Here is a 20,697-nt window from a genome sequence, read left to right on the forward strand (position 1 = left end):
AAAAAGCCGCCTATTATCTGTCAAACTACCACAGGCGACAACAGGTTAACTGTAGGGTTATTACGGATTAACAAACGTTGTTTTAACGCGCGCTGAACGTTTGAGATAAGGCACAATGAGCGCCGTCGCCAACAGTGGGAAGAGTAACTGACGCACGGCAAAGGCATCTGAGACGGGCGAAAAGGCAAATGCTTTAACCGCCAGTAACACCGACACCAGCAGCCAGATAATGTAATGCTTCGGCACGCAGCGTCTGCGTTTGAAGAATGCGATTGTCAACCACAGGGTATAGTACCACATGGCGATAGCGGTAATAAATGAAATGCCCCATAGCAGTAAATTACCGGTTTCCTGTCCGCTAAGCGTCTTGAACGTTTGCGGTGTGGCAAGCGCCATAACGTAGAGTAATAACGCCAGCGAGGCGCTCAACAACGCGACTAACAGCCAGGCTAACGGGCCAAGAAGCCAGCCTCCAATTCGTTGTGGCGGTGTTGTAGTCATATCTTCTCCGGGGTTACGCGCGTTAACGGTCATGCCGCTCATTTTGGGGCAAATATTATAAGGTTTTTGATGTTAAACGCTACTTTCTTTATTGCACATAGCGCCAGACGGATTGCGGAACCTGACCTACATCAAACAGGCGTCCTCCGGAAACCAGTTCGGCACGGCGGTGATCTGCAGCGCGATACATATTAACAATGTCCATGTCATCAGTAAGGGTATAGTTAAGGTGGTCGAACAGTTTTTCCAGACTTTCGAGCGAACTAATTTTGCGGAATTTTAATAGATAATCCTGAACAGTCATATAAAGTTGATCCATATTAAATATAATGCCAACGGAGTAGTCACTGATAAAAAATAAACAAAACCGCACCAGTGAGAGGTCAGGGGTGCAGGTAAAAAGGGAATATTCTTACCGGTAAAGAGTCAGGCGCCACATGGCGCCTGGGGCGAAAGGTTAACGCGCTTTCCTACAACAGGCAATAAACGTCAGACCAGATAGGACATATTTCGTTTTTTTTGCCGGTTTTTGACTTTTCTTTGCACCCCCCCCCGGGGCGCCGCTGACCGTACCACGCGAAAATGCCTTTACATTATCTGACGCTTACTTCTTCTGAACGGAAGCCGTGGGCTCTGGTGGTTGGTAATTGTCAATATGGTTGGCAATACCTAAAAGAATGACTGAGATAACGAGAACTATCCACCCAGTTAATTCAATAAGACGATTCATTATTGACGACATTTGCTTTGATTTATCCATAAACACAGGGGGTAAATGTTACTTTCCTGGCGAACGGTCGGCAAGAGGGAGGGAAACGTTTTCAGCCTCTGTTCTGTAACAAGTTAATCATTTGATGCTACGTTGATGGTCAGGACGCTATTGCGGCTAATCGCACGATGGTGTGGAATAGCGATATCTAAAACCGGAGGCAGTGAGATGAATGATAAAATCCGCGTTGGGTTAATCGGTTATGGCTACGCCAGTAAAACCTTTCATGCGCCCTTAATTATGGGAACGCCAGGGCTAGAGCTTGCGGCGGTATCCAGCAGCGATGAAACAAAAGTGAAAGCAGATTGGCCGGCGGTTTCCGTGGTCTCTGAGCCCCGACATTTATTTAACGATCCGCATATCGACCTGATCGTGATCCCGACGCCCAACGATACCCATTTCCCGCTGGCGAAAGCTGCGCTGGAAGCCGGTAAGCATGTGGTGGTTGATAAACCCTTTACCGTGACACTGTCACAGGCGCGAGAATTGGATGCGCTTGCGCGGAGCACTGGTCGGGTACTTTCCGTCTTCCACAACCGACGCTGGGACAGCGATTTTTTGACGCTGAAGGCCTTACTGGCGGATGGCGTGCTCGGCGAGGTGTCCTTGTTTGAATCCCACTTTGATCGTTTCCGTCCCCAGGTGCGCGACCGCTGGCGCGAGCAAGGCGGGCCAGGAAGTGGTATCTGGTACGATCTGGCGCCGCACTTGTTGGATCAGGCCATTCAACTTTTTGGCCTGCCGGTCAGCATGACGGTGGATTTAGCGCAACTGCGTCCGGGCGCGCAATCTACAGATTATTTCCACGCGATTTTATCCTACCCCCAGCGCCGCGTGATTTTGCACGGTACGATGCTGGCCGCGGCGGAATCCGCGCGATACATCGTTCATGGTTCGCGCGGTAGCTATGTAAAATATGGCCTCGATCCCCAGGAAGAACGGTTAAAAAACGGCGAGCGTTTACCGCAGGAAGACTGGGGATATGACATGCGTGACGGCGTATTGACCCTGGTTGAGGGAGAGACGCGCAAAGAAGAGAACTGGCTTACGTTGCCGGGTAACTATCCGGCATATTATGCCGCCATCCGCGATGCGTTAAACGGTAACGGTGAAAATCCCGTGCCGGCAAGTCAGGCGATTCAAATTATGGAGTTGATTGAACTGGGCATGGAATCGGCAAAACATCGCGCGACGCTGTGTCTTGCCTGAGATGTCGCATTTCTCCGCCTGGGATAGCATTAAACCGCAGGCGGAGAAGAGCGTTAGTGTCAATAAAGCAATCTTACGCCGCGGCCACTTTTTCGCGCAGCGCACGTTTTTCGCTATCGCTCAGAAAGGCGATTTCCAGACCGTTAATCTGCGCCTGGCGAATCTGTTCGCGGCTCAATCCTGCCGCTGGCGCGGCGACGTGATATTCATGGATAATATCTACGCCCTGAACAGCCGGATCGTCCGTATTAAGACTGGCGAGAACGCCATGCTCAAGGAAGGTTTTGAGTGGATGATCCGCCAGCGATGCGACGGTACTGGTCTGAATATTCGAGGTCAGACAGGATTCAATACCGATACGCTGCTGTGCAAGAAAATCCATTAACGCGCGATCTTCGACAGCTTTTACGCCATGTCCGATACGTTCGGCCCCCAGTTCGCGAATCGCCTGCCAGATACTTTCCGGCCCTGCGGCTTCGCCAGCGTGAACGGTAATATGCCAGCCCGCATCGCGCGCCCGATTAAAGTGCGACAAAAACAGACTGCCGGGAAAGCCCAGCTCATCACCGGCTAAATCCAGCGCGGTGATTTTCTCTCTGTGCGCCAACAGCGCATCAAGCTCCTGTAAACATGCCGCCTCGCCGAAGGTACGGCTCATAATGCCAATGAGTCGCGCCTCGACGCCAAACGTGTTACAGCCGTCGCGTACTCCGTCGATAACGGCTTCAACCACGCCTGCGATCGGTAACTGATGCGCCATCGCCATATAGCCGGGCGAAAAGCGAAGCTCGACGTAATGCAGGCCGTTACGTGAGGCATCTTCAATATTTTCAAAGGCCACACGGCGGCAGGCGTCAAGCGATGCCAGGACTTTTACCCCCCAATCGAGCTTAGTGAGAAAGCTTACTAAATCGGGTTCGGTTGAGGTGACCTGGACATGCGGAATCAGCGTTTCCAGCGTTTGGGCGGGAAGGGCGATGTTGAACTGCCGACCAAGATCCAGAATTGTTTGGGCGCGAATGTTGCCATCAAGGTGGCGGTGGATGTCAGTCAAAGGAAGCGTAATATCAATCATGGGCGCACTCAATTTTTAATAAAAGTGCGCACCATTATACTACAGATTGATAATGCTCTGGAAATTTTGCAAAAACGGAGTCATTACGTTGCAACTTCGCGAGAGCGCGGGAGAAATTTTGTATCATTCTCTTTAACGCGCCCCCGGTCAGCTCACGGGTGGCGTCTCTGTTATCGCATCTTAGGATAAAGGGTCAACCCCCCGCTTGTAGACGGTATCAGCGAACGGTGCGGATAGCGTTAATCAATCCGTTGACGCCTTTTTCAAGTTTCAGACGAGGGCATCCGGCATTCAGACGTACAAATCCCCGGCCTTCTGCGCCATAGGTATCGCCGGGCATAATGGCGACTTTCTCCTGATGAATGAGCGTGTGCTGTAATTTTTGATCGTCAATGCCGAGTGGACGGAGATCAATCCAGGCCAGATAGGTCGATGGCGGCGCTTGCCAGTTCAACGTCGGAAAGGCGCCATTCAGCGCCTGCTCAATATAGCGCATATTAGCCGCCAGCGAGGCGCGTAACGCATCCAGCCACGGCGCGCCGTGCTGATACGCGGCAATATGCGCCGTGAGTGAGAGCACCGCTGGCGAAGAGAGGCCGTCGCGCCCTTTTAAGGCTGCCAGGTAGCGTTCACGGCTTTCACTATTTTCAATGATTCCATAAGCGCCGGTTAATGCCGGAATGTTGAAGCTTTTCGAGCCGGAGGAGAGCAGCGCCCAGTCTCCGCGCGCGACATTGCTCCAGGGAATATGCGGCTGGTTTCCCCATACCATATCCATGTGAATTTCATCGGAAATCACCCGTACGCCATGGCGCTCGCACAGCGTTGACATCGTTTCCAGCTCGTCACGCGTCCACACTTTACCGGTGGGATTTTGCGGACTGCACAGCAGCAGGATTTTGCTTTCCGGACGCGCCAGCGCCGCCTCCAGTTTGGCCATATCGCAATACCAGGCGTTGCCTTCTTTCTCCAGCGGGACGGGAGTGACGATGCGATGGTTGCCTTCAATCGCTTTATAAAAAGCATCGTAAGCGGGGGTATGAACTACCACGCCATCGCCTTCGTCGGACCACTGGCGGATAAGCTCGGACGCCATATAGATAACGGAGGGGCCGTATACGAGGGAGTGGGCATCTATCGTGGTCTGATGGCGTGTCGCAAACCAGTGGGTAATCGCCCCTAAAAACGCCTCATTTTTCCAGCGGCTATAGCCCAGCACACCGTGGGAAAGGCGCTGGTTTAGCGCCTCCAGGATACACGGCGCGGTGGCAAAATCCATATCCGAGATCGTAAAGGGGAGCAGATCGGCTTCGCCAAAACGATCGGCGACATAATCCCACTGCGTACACCATGTCCCGCGACGGTCAACTTCCTGTGAAAAATCGAACATATCTCTTCCTTATGCCTGAACGGTATTCATCAGACCAACCATTTCATCTTTTACCGACTGAACCTGCGGGCCGATAACCACCTGCAAATTATGCTGATTGAGCTGTACGACGCCTATCGCACGATTGTCCTTCAATGCCTGGACATCGACAAGCGACATATCTTTCACGGACAGACGTAGGCGGGTGATGCAGTTGTCCAGACTCACGATGTTTTCCGTGCCGCCTAATGCCGCCAGGATAGCAGGCACGTTGTAGCCGGACTTTCCTGGCGCGCCAGCGATCGCTTTTTCAATGCTGGTGGCGATCTCTGCTTCGCGCCCCGGTGTTTTGAGGTTAAAGCGTGTAATGGCGAAGCGGAAAATGAGGTAGTAAACCGCAAACCAAATTGCCGCCACTACCGGTACCAGATACCATTTTGTTGACAGACCATGCAGGATGCCAAACACCACAAAGTCAATAATATTGCCATCCGTATTGCCGATAGTGACGCCGAGAATAGCCATGATGGTAAAGCCCAGCCCGGTCAGCAGAGCATGAATAACGTACAGCACCGGCGCTACGAACAGGAACAGGAATTCCAGCGGCTCCGTTGTACCGCCGACAACGCAGGCGATTAAACCGGAAATCAATAATCCTTTAATTTTAGGGCGGTTTTCTGGGCGGGCACAGTGGTACATTGCCAGCGCGGCGCCCGGCAACCCACCGAGAAACGCCGGCATTTTGCCTTGCGATAAGAAGCGAGTGGCGCTTTCAGAGAAGCCGTGCGTCGTTGGGCAACTGAGTTGGGCCTGGAAAATAGTCAATGCGCCGCTCACGGTATGCCCGCATACCTCTTGCGTACCCCCCGCCTCGGTGAAGCGAATCAGCGCTACCAGAATATGGTGCAGACCAAAAGGCAACAGCAGGCGCTCGCCGGTGCCGAAAATCATCGGTCCGAAGTCGCCGGCGCTATTGATGATATGACCCAGTCCACTAATTCCCATCGCAAAAACCGGCCAGACGAGCGGGATAACCAGGCCGACAAGCCCCATCACAACGGCGGAAACGATAGGCACAAAACGCGTACCGCCGAAAAAAGCCAGCGCATCCGGCAAACGAATGGTATGAAACCGTTCATGCAGCATCCAGACAATAATACCAGCGATAACGGCGCCGAGGATGCCGGTATCGATAGAGGGGATGCCCAGAATATTTTGTACGTTATTGGCTTTCAGCACCGCCGCATCGGTGGTCGGCAGAATGCCTTTTGCCGTGAGCCAGAAGTTGACTGCAAGGTTCATGACTGCATAACCGACGAACCCGGCAAACGCGGCGACGCCTTTGTTTTCCCGCGCCAGACCAAGCGGAATCGCGATACAAAACATCACCGGCAGGAAGCTAAAGGCAAAAGAACCTACTTTACTCATCCAGGTGAAGATAGCCTGTAGCAAGGGATTACCCAGCACGGGGAGCAGGGTGATAACGTCGTGGCTACTGAGTGAGCTGCCGATACCGAGCATAATGCCGCAGAACGAGAGCAAGGCGACGGGCAACATAAACGTTTTGCCCAGTTGCTGGAAAAATTCCCATAGCGTTATTTTTGGCGTGGTTTTCGTCGTCATCTAACGACTCCTTGTTAATAAAGGCCGGTGTCAGGTTATGATGGCGAAAAGATAAAACGTTTTATCAAATTTTAGTGCGGCATTAATCAAATTACTGACCGATAATAACGCGTATAAAGATAACAGATAGGTAAAACGTTTTATCTGTCAGATTCTGGAGCGATTTGTTGACATGGCTATCGCCAAAAAAATCACTATCCACGATGTTGCGCTGGCGGCTGGCGTGTCGGTGAGCACCGTTTCCTTAGTGCTGAGCGGCAAGGGGCGAATATCGGCCGCGACCGGCGAGCGCGTGAACGCGGCAATTGAGCAACTGGGCTTTGTGCGTAACCGCCAGGCGTCCGCGCTGCGTGGCGGGCAAAGCGGCGTTATCGGTTTGATCGTGCGTGATTTATCGGCACCCTTTTATGCCGAATTGACCGCCGGGTTAACGGAAGCGCTGGAAGCGCAAGGCCGTATGGTTTTTCTCCTGCACGGGGGGAAAGATGGCGAACAGCTAAATCAGCGTTTTACCATGCTGCTTAATCAGGGCGTGGATGGCATGGTGATCGCCGGTGCGGCGGGTAGTAGCGAAGCGCTGAGAGCGCAGGCCGACGCACAAGGAATTCCGGTGGTGTTTGCGTCACGCGCCAGCTATCTTGATGATGCGGATACCGTTCGGCCTGACAACATGCAGGCGGCGCAACTCCTGACGGAGTACCTTATTCGTCAGGGCCATCAGCGCATCGCCTGGCTGGGAGGACAAAGCGCATCTTTAACCCGCGCGGAGCGCGTGGGCGGCTATTGCGCGACGTTGTTAAAATACGGTCTACCGTTTCACAGCGAGTGGGTCGTGGAATGCGCTTCCAGTCAGAAGCAGGCAGCAGAAAGCATTACCGCGCTGTTGCGATACAATCCGACCATTAGCGCTGTCGTTTGTTTCAACGAAACCATTGCGATGGGGGCGTGGTTTGGCCTGCTGAGAGCCGGACGACAGAGTGGCGAGAGCGGTGTCGATCGTTATTTCGAGCAGCAGGTGTCGCTGGCGGCGTTTGCTGATGTGGCGGAGAACGCCCTCGACGACCTGCCGATTATCTGGGCCAGTACGCCGGCGCGAGAAATAGGCTATACCCTGGCCGAACGAATATTGCAGCGTATTGCTCACGACGAGCACCATGTGCGGAGTCAAACGATAGCCGCTCGCCTGGTAACGCAAAAGTAGAGGCTGCGCGTCGTTCGGCGCAGACCGGGTGCAGCGTCGCGACACCCGGCAAGGCGATTATTGTTGAGGCAGCGCCGGAACGTCCGGTACGGAAAGCGCCGGCATCCCAAACAGGCCGACAAAGTCTTCCAACGGCATTTTTTGTCCGTTGAGCGTGATCTGGCCATTGGCGTACTGCAAACTGGAGGCGATAGTATTATCCTTCAGCGTTGTCAGTCGGAACATCTGACCCATTGCGGACAGCCCCTGCACCTGCTGTTTTGCCAGTTTTTCCGCATCATCCTGCTGATAGCCTTCCAGTTTTGCTATCTGCGTCATAAACTCGACCGCCATGTCCATTGGAATTGCCAGTTTCGCATCCAGCGATTTCACGGAGCGGTCGACTTCCTGCGCCAGCGTTTGCGGTTGTGCCGTTGTGATTGCCGGATCTTTGAGGAACAGCGACAGATTCAGCGTGGTTTCCCCTTTGGCGTTTTTCCAGCTAAGCGGCGCCAGAGTCAGTACCGGATCGCCTTTTAACAGCACGGGGAGAGCGCTAAAGAACGCTTCAGTGACTTTTTGCTGATAAAGCTCAGGATTCTGCGCCACGTCCGGCTGATTCAACAGCGCCTGCGTTTGCGCATGATATTGCTGACTAAACTGGTGCCAGGCTTCGCCGTCGATTTGACCGACTTTCAGCGTTAATTTACCGCTGCCTAAATCCTGATTCTGCACTTTCAGGCTGTTAAGCGAGTAATCCAACTGGCTGTTAATGGTTTTTCCGTCGTTGACGAGATCGGACTTGCCGGCAATTTCCATCCCTTCCAGCACCGCCATCTCTTTACCCTCAATGGCGATGGACAGTTTATCCAGCGTTAACTTTTGGTCGCCCACACGTTCGCCAAAACTTGCCAGTTTACTGGTACCGTCGGTTTTCAAATTATTAAAGGTGAGTTGGACCTTCTGGTTATATTCGTTAACGGCATCGACCAGGCCGCTCTGCGCTTCGCCCGACAGCGAAACCACATTACCGTCTTTATCGGCGTTAAGCTGGAACTCGCCACCGCTAAAGGCGACCTTTTCACCGGCATTCTCGTAGTTTAACGGCTTGAGAGAGATATCGGAGCGGGTATCGCCGCCATAACCAATGCGGGTATTGATAACAAAGGGCGCGTCGCCTTTCGCGATATCAAAGAGGGGTTTTGCCGCATCGTTATTCACCAGGGTGGTTTTTACCGACGCCATAGAAGGGATCAGATTGAGCGTTTTGAGCTGGGCGAGCGGGAAGGGGCCATGTGAAACGGACTCGTCCAGCACAATGCTTTGCCCGGGTTTCAACCAGGTAGTGTCTGCGCCGGCAACCGGTTTGACAACCAGTTGCAGATGGCTACTGAACACGCCACGCTGGTAGTTTTGATAACTTAATTCGACACCGGCCTCCGGCGCAGTACGCTTGAGCTGTTCATTGGCCTGAGTCACCATTTCTGAAAGATGGTTCTCCAGCTTTTTCCCCGTATACCAGGCGCCGCCTGTCCAGACGATGCCAAGTGCAATCACTACACCTGCAGCTACCAGTGTTTTTTTCATATCAATTGTCCATAAAAATGAAACCAGGCGGATTAAACCGCCTGGAGGAGTTTTACGTCTGTTATAAGCTTAGCAAGAGTTGTTAAAAAATTCAGTACGTTGCTACAGCTTGTTATAAACACGCGCTAAACGGCCCGTGCCGCTGGCGTTAACCGGAGACTCATCCGCGCCGATAAAGGCCGATTCACCCGGCTTCAGTACCAGACGCTGTTCATTTTTACGTAACACCGCCTCACCCTCAACGCAGAACAGAATCGCGGCGCTGTGTTGGCCGATGCTCGTCTCCTGAAGCGCCAGGTCGTGCAGTGAAAAAGCAAAATCGTCAACCGGAATGGGGAAGTCCAGCTCCGCGCCGCTTTTCACCGGGGCAGTCAGCAACTCGCCGGCAGGCTTAGGTTCGAACTTCACGTTCGCGACCAGCTCAGGGATGTCGATATATTTTGGCGTAAGGCCAGCGCGCAGAACGTTATCGGAGTTTGCCATGACTTCCAGCGCAACGCCCTGCAGATAAGCGTGAGGCGTTTCGGCAAACAGGAACATCGCCTCGCCGGGATTCAGTTTGACCACATTCAGCAACAAAGGAGAGAAAAGCCCGCTGTCGTCAGGATAATACTCTGAAATCACGCGGATCGTTTGCCACGGTTCGCCTTGCTGGCTGTTAAGCGCCGCTTTGAGTACGGCTAACGCGCGGGATTTTTCTTCGCCTTGCATATTCAACAGGCTGGCGAAAAGTTGGCTCAGACGTTCAGCGTTCGGCGCCTGCAAAAAGTGGGCGATAGCGGAATGCGCGCCGGCGACAGGTTGCAGTAAAGAGACAATGTCAGAAAATTCGCGGAACGCGTTCATCGCCAGGAAAGGCGTCAGGGCAAAAACCAGCTCTGGTTTATGGTTAGGATCTTTATAGTTCCGCTCTGCGGCATCCATGGGGATACCCGCCGCATTTTCTTTCGCGAAACCGATTTCGGAGTTGCGTTTATTCGGGTGCACCTGAATAGAGAGCGGTTGTGCGGCGCACAGTACTTTAAACAGAAACGGCAGTTCGCCGAAACGGTTGGCTACCGCTTCGCCCAGCATGGCGGTTTTATTCTTTTCGATGGCGTCACGCAGGGAGACGGTTTCGCCGTTGGCGGTGGTGATTCGCGAGCTGCTTTTGGGATGCGCGCCCATCCAGAGTTCAGCCATTGGCTGCTGCTGCGGATTGGCGATGCCATAAAGTTCCGTTAACGCAGTTTTACTTCCCCAGGCATAGTTTTGCACTGAGTTAATGAGTTTTTGCATTATCAAGCCCTGTTTCAATGTGGAGATCAATGGGAAGTATTAAACCAAGAAACCCGCATGAAGTAACCTCCGGGCGTAAAAAGTCGTACTTGTCTCAGTTTTTGTTAAAAAATTGTGTAGGATAGTGTTACTCGCTTTGAGTCGGGCAATGGAACACCTGCCCAGAGAATAACCATACCGAGCGGTAAGTGAGAGCACAATGTCAAACAAACCCTTCTTTTATCAAGACCCTTTTCCCCTCAAAAAGGACGATACCGAGTACTACTTGTTGACCAGCGAACATGTTTCCGTCGCCGAATTCGAAGGACAAGAGATCCTGAAAGTCGCGCCGGAAGCGCTAACGTTGTTGGCGCGTCAGGCCTTCCACGATGCGTCTTTTATGTTACGTCCCGCGCATCAGCAGCAGGTGGCGGATATTCTGCGCGATCCGCAGGCCAGTGAAAACGACAAATATGTCGCGCTGCAATTCCTGCGAAACTCCGATATTGCGGCCAAGGGCGTGTTGCCCACCTGCCAGGATACCGGTACGGCCATTATTGTCGGCAAAAAAGGCCAACGCGTCTGGACTGGCGGAGGTGATGAAGCGGCGCTGGCTCGCGGCGTATATAACACCTATATCGAAGATAACCTGCGCTATTCGCAAAACGCGGCGCTGGATATGTACAAAGAGGTCAATACCGGTACTAACCTGCCGGCGCAGATCGATCTCTACAGCGTCGATGGCGATGAATATAAATTCCTCTGTATCGCTAAAGGCGGCGGATCGGCGAATAAAACCTACCTCTATCAGGAGACAAAAGCGCTTCTGACGCCGGGTAAGCTCAAAAATTATCTCGTCGATAAGATGCGTACGCTGGGCACCGCCGCCTGTCCGCCGTATCACATTGCGTTTGTCATTGGCGGCACCTCGGCGGAAGCGAACCTGAAGACCGTTAAGCTGGCCTCGGCAAAATACTATGATGCGCTACCGACCGAAGGCAATGAACACGGGCAGGCCTTCCGCGATATTGAACTGGAAAAAGAATTGTTGCTTGAGGCGCAAAATCTTGGCTTGGGCGCGCAGTTTGGCGGCAAGTATTTCGCTCACGATATTCGTGTCATCCGATTGCCGCGTCACGGGGCATCGTGTCCGGTAGGTATGGGCGTGTCCTGCTCCGCGGATCGAAACATTAAAGCGAAGATCAACCGGGAAGGGATCTGGATCGAGAAGCTGGAGCGCAATCCCGGTAAATATATTCCTGAGGCGCTGCGCCAGGCGGGAGAGGGCGAGGCGGTGCGCGTTGATCTTAACCGTCCCATGAGCGAGATACTGCAACAATTGTCGCAGTATCCGGTATCAACGCGCCTGTCGCTGAACGGCACGATTATTGTGGGCCGCGATATCGCGCACGCTAAACTGAAAGAGCGGATGGACAGAGGCGAAGGTTTGCCGCAGTACATCAAAGATCATCCTATCTATTATGCGGGGCCGGCAAAAACGCCGGAAGGGTACGCCTCCGGGTCGCTTGGGCCGACTACCGCAGGACGGATGGACTCTTATGTTGATCAGCTCCAGTCGCAGGGCGGCAGTATGATCATGTTGGCGAAAGGCAACCGCAGCCAGCAGGTGACCGATGCCTGTAAGAAACATGGCGGCTTCTACCTGGGCAGTATCGGCGGCCCGGCAGCCGTTCTGGCGCAGGGCAGTATCAAGCGCCTGGAGTGCGTGGAATATCCTGAACTGGGTATGGAGGCTATCTGGAAAATTGAAGTGGAGGATTTTCCGGCCTTTATTCTGGTGGATGATAAAGGCAACGATTTCTTCCAGCAGATTCAGTCATCGCAGTGCGCACGCTGCGTTAAGTAATGTCGCCGCCCTGCGGGGCGGTAACATGATTCGCTATTTTGCCGGAGAACGGCGCAAGCGCCTTATCCGGTCTACACCGTTGTGTTGTTATCGTTAATACTCATAAGACCGCAAACATGTGAGCAATGTCGACACATGATCTCATCAACTTGAGTAAGGAGCAGGTAATGGTAACGGTACGCCGCGAGAAAGATTCAATGGGCGCGATTGAAGTCCCGGCAGATAAACTGTGGGGGGCGCAGACTCAACGTTCGCTGGAGCATTTTCGGATTTCCACGGAGAAAATGCCCGTCTCGCTCATTCACGCTCTGGCGTTGACCAAGCGCGCCGCTGCGAAGGTCAACCAGGACTTAGGGTTGTTGGCGGCGGAAAAAGCCAGCGCGATTATCCAGGCGGCTGATGAAGTGCTGGCGGGAAAACATGCTGATGAGTTTCCGCTGGCGATTTGGCAGACCGGGTCCGGTACGCAAAGCAACATGAATATGAATGAGGTGTTAGCGAACCGCGCCAGTGAAATTTTGGGCGGCGTTCGCGGTATGGAACGCAAGGTGCATCCCAATGATGACGTCAATAAGAGTCAAAGCTCAAACGATGTGTTCCCAACCGCCATGCACGTGGCGGCGTTACTGGCGTTACGCGAACACCTTATCCCGCAATTATCCGCATTAACGGATACGCTTCGCGATAAATCCCACGCTTTCGCCGATATTGTCAAAATTGGCCGTACTCACCTGCAGGACGCGACGCCGCTCACCTTAGGCCAGGAGATTTCCGGTTGGGTAGCCATGCTGGAACATAACCTCAGGCACATTGAGCACAGTTTACCGCACGTCGCGGAACTGGCGCTCGGCGGAACCGCAGTAGGGACAGGGCTTAATACCCACCCGGAATATGCCCGGCGCGTGGCCGAGGAACTGGCGACGATTACCGCGGCGCCGTTTGTTACCGCCCCGAATAAATTCGAAGCGCTGGCGACCTGTGACGCGTTGGTACAGGCGCATGGCGCATTAAAAGGACTGGCGGCCTCGCTGATGAAAATCGCCAACGATGTTCGCTGGCTGGCGTCCGGCCCGCGCTGCGGCATTGGCGAGATTGCTATCCCGGAAAATGAGCCAGGCAGTTCCATTATGCCTGGTAAAGTGAACCCGACCCAGTGTGAAGCGGTAACGATGCTATGTTGCCAGGTGATGGGTAATGATGTGGCCATCAATATGGGGGGCGCATCGGGCAACTTTGAGCTCAACGTCTATCGTCCGATGGTTATTCATAATTTTCTGCAAACGGTGCGCCTGCTGGCCGATGGCATGGCGAGTTTCAATCAACACTGTGCGTCAGGAATCGAGCCAAACCGCGAGCGTATTACGCAGTTGCTGAATGAGTCGCTGATGCTGGTCACTGCGCTCAATACGCACATCGGTTACGATAAAGCGGCGGAGATTGCGAAGAAGGCGCATAAAGAAGGGCTGACGCTCAAAGCCTCAGCCGTGGCATTAGGATACCTTAGCGTCGAGGAGTTCGACGCTTGGGTACGTCCGGAGTTAATGGTTGGCAGTATGACGCCGGGACGTTAATCCGCCACATACAGGTGCAGTCGCGGAATAATCAGTCGCAGCGGCTGCGCCTGTGGTTTAAAACGGTGCTGAATATTATCGGCGTCATAGTTTTCCAGCCCGCCAATATCCGGCACGCCAGCGCCGTTGTCCGTGTTGATTAATGCGATAATCGGCGTGGGGCAGGCGTGTTGCACCTGTTTCTGCTGGCCTTTATACCAGATGCGGGCGATCGGCTGTACTTTAACCGGACGCTTAATCTTGAGTCGGGCCTGCTGCGGTAAGGCAGCGATATCCTGATATTCCCGTTCCAGCTTGAATTGCCATTGTTCGCGCGTCCACGGCGGGACGCTGCGCGGCGACGCGAGGCTTTTTTTCAACTGGCTCAGAACCTCATCCCGGCTTAAATTTTTAATAATATGTTTATTTGCCCAGCCGAAACGTATGGTAGCGGGGTTATTGATAAGCGTCAGCGTGCGGTAAGCGTTCAGCGTAATTAAGCCGGGTAGATGCCGATGCACCCACTCAAAACGTGCCGCTGAGGGAAGACCGGACTCTACCGTAACCATCTGCTCGAAGGTGGTTTTCAACTGGTTAATGCGCTGTATCTGATTTTCCAGATCTAACTGTGTCGCATTATCCACTTGATAGCATAAGACGCCAGGCAGGCGGACGGCGGCTTTACTGCTGCGGTTTTCGGACTGCTGTTGAATAAACAAATGGCGATAGTGACGTAGCGCCAGCGCTTCGGCCTCTTTCCCCAGATGTTGCGTTACCTCGATAGTATCCAGCGGCGCATGTTCCGCCTCTTTGGTCACCTGCGGCAGTGAAAAGACACGGGCGATAAGTAGCGAATGCTGCTGTAGATTATCCGTCAGCGCCGCCAGGTGTTGTTCTATCTGGCGAAAAGTGCCATTCAGGCGTTCAACGAGATCGTAGCGGGACATGGTATCATTCACTTTAGTTACAACATACTATCTGTATAGCACAGTTCCCGCCGCTCAACCAGCGTGCAAAATGCGTCAGGCAGCGGTCATGTCGGGCATCGCGTGCCAGACCGGCCAGCGAAAGCTAAATTTTGCGCCGCCCAGTTCGCTCTCGTCACAGACGACGCTACCGCCCATCGCCAGGGCGATAGAGTGTACGATGGCGAGTCCAAGCCCGCAGCCGCCTGTCGCCCGGTCTCTACTGGGGTCGAGTCTGACAAAAGGTTCAAATATGCGCTCACGCGCATCCGCTTCAATGCCGGGGCCATCATCTTCGACTATCAATGTTGCCTGACTGCCGTCGAGTAACAGACTGACTTGAACGGTGGTACGACTGTAGCGCAACGCATTATTCAGCAGGTTATCCAGCACTCGCGACATTAACCGCATATCAAGCGCGCCATAATCGCCGATTACACATGTGACAAGGTTTACGGCGCGTTCCGGGGTCACGCTTTGCACGTCCTGCAAATGCGCGAGCAACCAGGCGGGGAGGTCGGGTTCGGTCAACATCAGTTCATTTTGTGGTCGGTCAAGGCGCGCATAGGTGAGCAGTTCTTCAATCAGCGCTTCCAGTTGACCAATATCGCGATTGAGCGCCTGTGATTCCGGCGGTGTCAGATTTTCACTCATTTCAAGCCGATAGCGTAAACGTACCAGCGGCGTGCGAAGCTCGTGGGCGATACCGTCAATCAGCTGTTTTTTACTGGCGATCAGTGCATTAATGTTATCCGCCATCTGGTTGAACGCGACGCCCAGACGTTCGAAACTGGAGCCATTATCGAAGTGCAGGCGTTCAGTCAAATGACCCTCGCCAAAGCGCTGCGCGGCGGATTCGAGCCTGAGCATTTCTTGCCAGTGCGGGCGCATCCAGATAAACACAGGAAAGGCGAGAGAAAAGGCAATGAGCGCCATTAAGGCGATATCCAGCAGTCGCATTTGATGCAGGAAATAGAGGTAGGGAACCGGGCCAACCGCCAGGACGTAATGGCTGCGTGGGATACGCTGAATAAAGGTGTATTGATCGTCAAGCGCGACGATATCGCCTTCACGCAGTCGCTGCGTGGTGGCGGCATCAAGCTTATAGTGATTTAACGGTTCAACGCGTAAATCGAAAGAGAGGTTCAGGTCCATCTCTTTTAACGTTTTCCCCCATTCACGCGGCGGGATTTCCCGCAGTTCGCTGCGCATCAGATAGAGCGAACTTTTCATCAGATCGTCGAGCGATTGTCTGCCCGCGCGTTCGGCGGTGAATTTGTACACCAGTCCGACCAATAAGGTCATGACCAGAAAACAGACGAACAGCAAAAGGTAAAACTGCACAAACAGCTTTTTCATCAACGCCCACCGGATATCAATACATTAACTCTATCGCGGCGCTGGCGGAAAAGATTTCCCGTCAGCGCCGCTGGTGGGTTATAAAAGCAGGCTTTGCGTCAACTGACAACCTCATTGTCCGGCGTTAAGGTCCGGACTTTCGTGAACAATGCGTCCATCGACAAGCGTCAAAACAGCGCGAATGGTATCAATTCTGTCTTCGGGCATCGTCATAAATGGCTGATTGAGTACCGCCAGATCGGCCTGTTTTCCGACGCTAAGCTGGCCCCGGTGTTGTTCGGCAAAGGCGAGCCAGGCGGCATGACGTGTATATAACGCTAGCGCTTCCAGACGCGTGAGCCGCTCGCTGGCGGGTTTACGCACGGAACCGCCTGACGCTATACCGGTGATATGATATTCGATAGCGTGCCAGACACCGGCAATGCCAATACGCGTCGAATCGGTACCGCCAGCTACGACAAGCCCTTTATCCAGCGCCAGTCGAACCGGCGGCGAATTGTCCGTCGCGCCGGGTGGATTGGCGTCACGGATGGCAAGCCCCTCAAAGTAAGGCCCCATTTGCACAGTGTATGCCAGACCCAGCTTACGCATTCGCTCAAGCGTCTGTGGCGAACCGGTATTCAGATGCGCAATAGACCAACGGAGAGGGCGCAGATCGTACTGCTGCGCTACCTGCTCAAAAATCGTCAATATCGCGTCGGCGCTATCATCGGTATAGGCGTGGATCTCAAGCGGTATTCCCCGTTTTGCCGCAAATGTCGCGACCTGGCGAAGCGCGGTTTTGTCCTGCTCTGAGGAAGAAAACCCTGGGGCCATCCGCACGCCGTCATTCATTCCGGCCACCAGGCTTTCCCCCAGGCCAAGAAAAGCCAGTTGCCCGTCATCGGCACGCGCCGGGCGAAAGGCCATCAGGTTGCTGAACCACTGCGCTTCATGACCTTTCGCTTCTGGCTGTACCGGAATGCGATACCCCACGCGCAGCGGTAAATCCCCCTGGTTTCGCATTGCAAATAAAGGCTCATAAGCGGCGGCAGGCCCGGCAGAGGGGTCAATGATGCCGGTCACGCCGCGAGCGTTCATATCAGCGAAAAATTGCCGCAGACCACCCTCACGATCGGCGTTACTACTTATGCTGGCAAAAAGCTGGTTAAACGCGGCGATGTCACCAAATAATTTCCCCGTGGCGCTACCTTTTGCGTCGCGCTCTACGCGGATTCCCGCTAAATCAGGAGGAGGGGTGTTGTTAAGGCCAAGTACGTCTATACCGCGCTGATTCACTAACGCATAGTCGTACAGATACTGAATATAAGCCGGATGATCGGGAAGGGCGTGACTCAATTCGGCTACCGTCGGCGCCCGGTTTTCTGCAAATTGCGCCGGTATCCACGATCCCACTACGGCTACCCATTGATCGTGGGGACGACGGTTAGCGTCGGCGCGTAATTTATCCAGCGCGTCTTTAAGCGAAGGGCTGTCGTACCAGTAGGTTTCGAATGTCCAGGTTTGTCCGCCGCGAATGGCGTGAATGTGGGTATCGGTCAGGCCGGGTATCACGGTTTTACCCTGTAAATCAATGGTACGGGTATGGTCGCCGCGCCATTCATCTGTCGCCGTATCATCGCCAATCGCCACAATCCGCGAGCCGGAAATCGCCAGCGCGCTGGCCTGCGGCTGGGCATCATTCAGAGTGATGATATTACCGTTATGCAAAATAATATCCGCTGCCGGGCGGGCGGCGGTGGCTGCGCCTGTGGCCGTGAGCAGAAAGAGAAGCGCGGTTCTGGAAAGCAGAGGCGGGACGAGACTGATCATTAGCATGTTCCTTTTGTCGGGCGATAAGCAAACCATAGAGAGCGAACAAGAATTGTTCAATCTGTGCCCAGGGAACAGTGCGTTCTGTTTTTAGAACGGTGGTGATGAAAAAAGAAAAGCCCGCCGAAACGGCGGGCTTGAGAAGAATTAATGAATAATTAGAACTGGTAAACCATACCCAGCGCGACGATATCATCAGTGCTGATACCGGCATCTTTATAGAACTGGTCGTCATCATCCAGCAGGTTGATTTTATAATCAACATAGGTGGAGAAGTTTTTGTTGAAATAGTAGGTAGCACCTACATCAGCATATTTAACCAGGTCTTTATCATCGCCATTAACGTTGTTATAGGTCAGATCTTTACCTTTAGACATCAGGAAAGAAACCGCCGGGCGCAGACCGAAATCAAATTGATATTGGGCTGTAACTTCGAAGTTTTGCGTTTTGTTTGCTACGCCGCCATCATAACCCTTGTCCGTTTTACCATAAGGCGTCATATTACGGGTTTCAGAATACATAGTCGCTAAATAGATGTTGTTGGCATCATATTTCAAGCCAGCTGTCCATGCATCCGCTTTGTCGCCGCCAGCAATCGTGCCGCCAGCATTGACTTGCTCATTAGTACGATCGGAAGTGGTATACGCAGCGCCTGCGCTGAAGCCCATGCCAATATCATAGGTAGTAGAAATACCGAAGCCATCACCGTTATCGTAACGAATATCGTCGCCATTATTACGGTTATTGGTACCGATATTTACATCGTCAGCGCTTTGGCTTTCATTTTTACCCTGATATTGCAACGCGAAGTTCAGACCGTCTACCAGACCGAAGAAATCAGTGTTACGGTAGGTGGCCACGCCGTTAGCACGACCGGTCATGTAGTTGTCAGCGTAAGTATAGGAGTCGCCGCCGAACTCAGGCAGCATATCGGTCCAGCCTTCCACGTCGTACAGGACGCCGTAGTTACGACCATAGTCGAATGAGCCGTAGTCGCCGAATTTCAGACCGGCGAATGCCAGACGAGTCCAGGAGTTCGCGCCTTCGCCTTCGGTAGTGTTAGCCTGAACGTTATATTCCCACTGGCCGTAACCGGTCAGTTGGTCGTTAATCTGCGTTTCGCCTTTAAAGCCGACACGCATATAGGTCTGATCGCCATCTTTAGAAGAGTCATCAGAGAAATAGTGCAGGCCGTCTACTTTCCCGTAAAGGTCCAGTTTGTTGCCGTCTTTGTTATAAATTTCAGCGGCGTGTGCTGCGCCAGCAGCCAGCAGAGCCGGGATGACAAGTGCCAATACTTTTCTTTTCATTTTTTTATCCTTAAAAACTTAACTTATTTGCAAAAGATTGAACTTCTACAGATTCGTTGAATCAAAGGCATCCTAATCTGAATAATATTATTTCAGCAAATGCTAACTTTTCTTATATGTTATTAATTAATACAAAAGTTACTATCGGAAACGCATATATTTATGGTGAATATATTTGTTATTATATATTCATGGTTGTGATTTGTTTTATTTCACAATTTGCGAAAAAAGATGGCAATATAGCGGCGGGCAGACATTCTGTTATCAATTTTGTGAACTGGCTTCGAGTTTTTTTAATTTAATTTTCTTGAGCGAAAAAGACGTAATGATGAACCACAACGCAGAGAAAACGGTAATAAAGGGGCTGTTCCGACTAATAAAAATAGCATCCATGTATACAATGTCTGTTTTTTGAACAGTGGCGGTGATGAGCATCGCCACTATGACTTAATAAAGGCAGGTAAAATCTGTCGGCTAACTTATCCCGTCGTTTCGTCCCAGGCATGAGGGGCAAAAAGATAGCCTTTATTGCGAATGGTCTTTATACGATAGGGCTCAGCAGCGCTATCCAGCAGTTTCTTACGCAGGCGGGAAATCGCCACATCCACGCTGCGATCCAGACCATCATAATTGACGCCGCGCAGCGTTTTTAGCAACGCGTCGCGATCCATAATTTGTCCGGCGTGTGTCGCCAGTTCCCAGAGCAATTCAAAATCGGCGGTGGAGAGCGATATGAAATCGCCATTGAGCTGGACCGCCCGGTTAAGGGGATCGATGGTTAACGCGCCAAAACGCAGCGCTTTATGCGGCGTAAGCGCGCTCTCCTGAAGACTTTTTGCCTGTTGCGTTTGTTCGCTTTGCCGCAGGTGTAAGCGCAGACGCGCCAGCAAAACGGCCGGAGGCGTGGTTTTGAGGATGTAGTCGCAGGCGCCCATCTCCAGCGCCAGAATATGATTCATATCACTGTCCAGCGAGGTGAGCAGGACAATCGGGCCTTGCCAGCGGTGGCGTAAATCGCGGCATATCGTCATGCCATCTTTACCTGGAAGCATAATATCCAGTAAAACCAGATCGGGCTGAGTGGTGAGGATAAGATCCTCCGCCCGGTCACCACGCGGCTCAACAATGACATCAATATCATGTTTCGCCAGATAAGCGGCAATGAGAGAACCCACTTCAGCGTCGTCTTCAACAAATACAATGCGGTTCATATTATAAATGGAGAATAGAAAACGCCAACATACACCGCCTCTGTTTTCCCTTC

Annotated in this window: 17 protein-coding genes; 4 read left to right on the forward strand and 13 right to left on the reverse strand. The window is 52.8% G+C overall.

Annotation, left to right across the window (positions count from 1 at the left end):
* Nucleotides 1-60: 60 nt before the first annotated feature.
* The 3 genes from ACLJQJ_RS05905 to blr form a co-directional block, all read right to left on the reverse strand.
* Nucleotides 61-501 carry a DUF2569 domain-containing protein gene (locus ACLJQJ_RS05905; RefSeq protein ID WP_000214061.1) on the reverse strand — a complete coding sequence of 147 codons (441 nt, stop codon included), beginning with the start codon at nt 499-501 and terminating at the stop codon, nt 61-63.
* Between the two features lie 88 nt (nt 502-589).
* Nucleotides 590-805 carry a transcription modulator YdgT gene (ydgT, locus tag ACLJQJ_RS05910; RefSeq protein ID WP_000217946.1) on the reverse strand — a complete coding sequence of 72 codons (216 nt, stop codon included), beginning with the start codon at nt 803-805 and terminating at the stop codon, nt 590-592.
* 300 nt (nt 806-1,105) lie between these two features.
* Nucleotides 1,106-1,231: a division septum protein Blr gene (gene blr / locus ACLJQJ_RS05915; RefSeq protein ID WP_001708800.1), complete on the reverse strand. Its 126-nt coding sequence runs from the start codon at nt 1,229-1,231 to the stop codon at nt 1,106-1,108.
* A 207-nt stretch (nt 1,232-1,438) separates the two neighbouring features.
* Here blr and ACLJQJ_RS05920 point away from each other — a divergent pair, with 207 nt between their 5' ends.
* Nucleotides 1,439-2,479: an oxidoreductase gene (locus ACLJQJ_RS05920; RefSeq protein ID WP_000998242.1), complete on the forward strand. Its 1,041-nt coding sequence runs from the start codon at nt 1,439-1,441 to the stop codon at nt 2,477-2,479.
* Between the two features lie 73 nt (nt 2,480-2,552).
* On the opposite strand, the gene add is transcribed toward ACLJQJ_RS05920, so the two are convergent.
* From add to malX, 3 genes are all read right to left on the reverse strand, one after another.
* Entirely contained in the window at nt 2,553-3,554 is a 1,002-nt protein-coding gene (gene add / locus ACLJQJ_RS05925) for an adenosine deaminase (RefSeq protein WP_063809211.1), read from the reverse strand.
* A 217-nt stretch (nt 3,555-3,771) separates the two neighbouring features.
* Nucleotides 3,772-4,944, reverse strand: coding sequence for a MalY/PatB family protein (locus ACLJQJ_RS05930; protein WP_000459427.1), 1,173 nt, complete (start codon nt 4,942-4,944; stop codon nt 3,772-3,774).
* 9 nt (nt 4,945-4,953) lie between these two features.
* A complete protein-coding gene (gene malX / locus ACLJQJ_RS05935; RefSeq protein WP_000208903.1) occupies nt 4,954-6,546 on the reverse strand; it encodes a maltose/glucose-specific PTS transporter subunit IIBC in 1,593 nt (530 codons plus the stop codon).
* Between the two features lie 172 nt (nt 6,547-6,718).
* Between malX and ACLJQJ_RS05940 the strand changes: the two genes are divergently transcribed.
* Nucleotides 6,719-7,747: a Mal regulon transcriptional regulator MalI gene (locus tag ACLJQJ_RS05940; RefSeq protein ID WP_063809212.1), complete on the forward strand. Its 1,029-nt coding sequence runs from the start codon at nt 6,719-6,721 to the stop codon at nt 7,745-7,747.
* Nucleotides 7,748-7,804: 57 nt separating this feature from the next.
* Here the strand turns inward: ACLJQJ_RS05940 and ACLJQJ_RS05945 are convergent, their stop codons facing one another.
* The gene (locus ACLJQJ_RS05945) at nt 7,805-9,313 is read right to left on the reverse strand and encodes a YdgA family protein (protein ID WP_063809213.1); all 1,509 of its coding nucleotides are present in this window, start codon (nt 9,311-9,313) and stop codon (nt 7,805-7,807) included.
* A 102-nt stretch (nt 9,314-9,415) separates the two neighbouring features.
* Nucleotides 9,416-10,591: a mannose-6-phosphate isomerase gene (gene manA / locus ACLJQJ_RS05950; RefSeq protein WP_063809214.1), complete on the reverse strand. Its 1,176-nt coding sequence runs from the start codon at nt 10,589-10,591 to the stop codon at nt 9,416-9,418.
* Nucleotides 10,592-10,790: 199 nt separating this feature from the next.
* Between manA and fumB the strand changes: the two genes are divergently transcribed.
* On the forward strand, nt 10,791-12,437 hold the full coding sequence (gene fumB / locus ACLJQJ_RS05955; RefSeq protein ID WP_000066609.1) for a class I fumarate hydratase: 1,647 nt from the start codon (nt 10,791-10,793) through the stop codon (nt 12,435-12,437).
* Nucleotides 12,438-12,604: 167 nt separating this feature from the next.
* Nucleotides 12,605-14,008, forward strand: a complete 1,404-nt coding sequence (gene fumC, locus ACLJQJ_RS05960) for a class II fumarate hydratase (RefSeq protein ID WP_020839369.1) — start codon at nt 12,605-12,607, stop codon at nt 14,006-14,008.
* Here fumC and tus read toward each other — a convergent pair.
* The 5 genes from tus to rstA all read right to left on the reverse strand — a co-directional run bounded on the left by tus (nt 14,005) and on the right by rstA (nt 20,644).
* On the reverse strand, nt 14,005-14,934 hold the full coding sequence (gene tus, locus ACLJQJ_RS05965; protein ID WP_000092489.1) for a DNA replication terminus site-binding protein: 930 nt from the start codon (nt 14,932-14,934) through the stop codon (nt 14,005-14,007). The two genes, fumC and tus, sit on opposite strands and share 4 nt — an antisense overlap.
* Nucleotides 14,935-15,009: 75 nt before the next feature.
* Nucleotides 15,010-16,311: a two-component system sensor histidine kinase RstB gene (gene rstB / locus ACLJQJ_RS05970; protein ID WP_000732953.1), complete on the reverse strand. Its 1,302-nt coding sequence runs from the start codon at nt 16,309-16,311 to the stop codon at nt 15,010-15,012.
* A 111-nt stretch (nt 16,312-16,422) separates the two neighbouring features.
* Nucleotides 16,423-18,129: an amidohydrolase gene (locus ACLJQJ_RS05975; protein ID WP_074182798.1), complete on the reverse strand. Its 1,707-nt coding sequence runs from the start codon at nt 18,127-18,129 to the stop codon at nt 16,423-16,425.
* Between the two features lie 152 nt (nt 18,130-18,281).
* The gene (gene ompS2 / locus ACLJQJ_RS05980) at nt 18,282-19,433 is read right to left on the reverse strand and encodes a porin OmpS2 (RefSeq protein ID WP_063814039.1); all 1,152 of its coding nucleotides are present in this window, start codon (nt 19,431-19,433) and stop codon (nt 18,282-18,284) included.
* 479 nt (nt 19,434-19,912) lie between these two features.
* Nucleotides 19,913-20,644: a two-component system response regulator RstA gene (gene rstA, locus ACLJQJ_RS05985; RefSeq protein ID WP_001080048.1), complete on the reverse strand. Its 732-nt coding sequence runs from the start codon at nt 20,642-20,644 to the stop codon at nt 19,913-19,915.
* Between the last annotated feature and the right edge of the window lie 53 nt (nt 20,645-20,697).

Origin of the sequence: Salmonella sp. SAL04202 (assembly GCF_046550775.1) — a bacterium.
Taxonomy (GTDB): Bacteria; Pseudomonadota; Gammaproteobacteria; order Enterobacterales; family Enterobacteriaceae; genus Salmonella; species Salmonella enterica.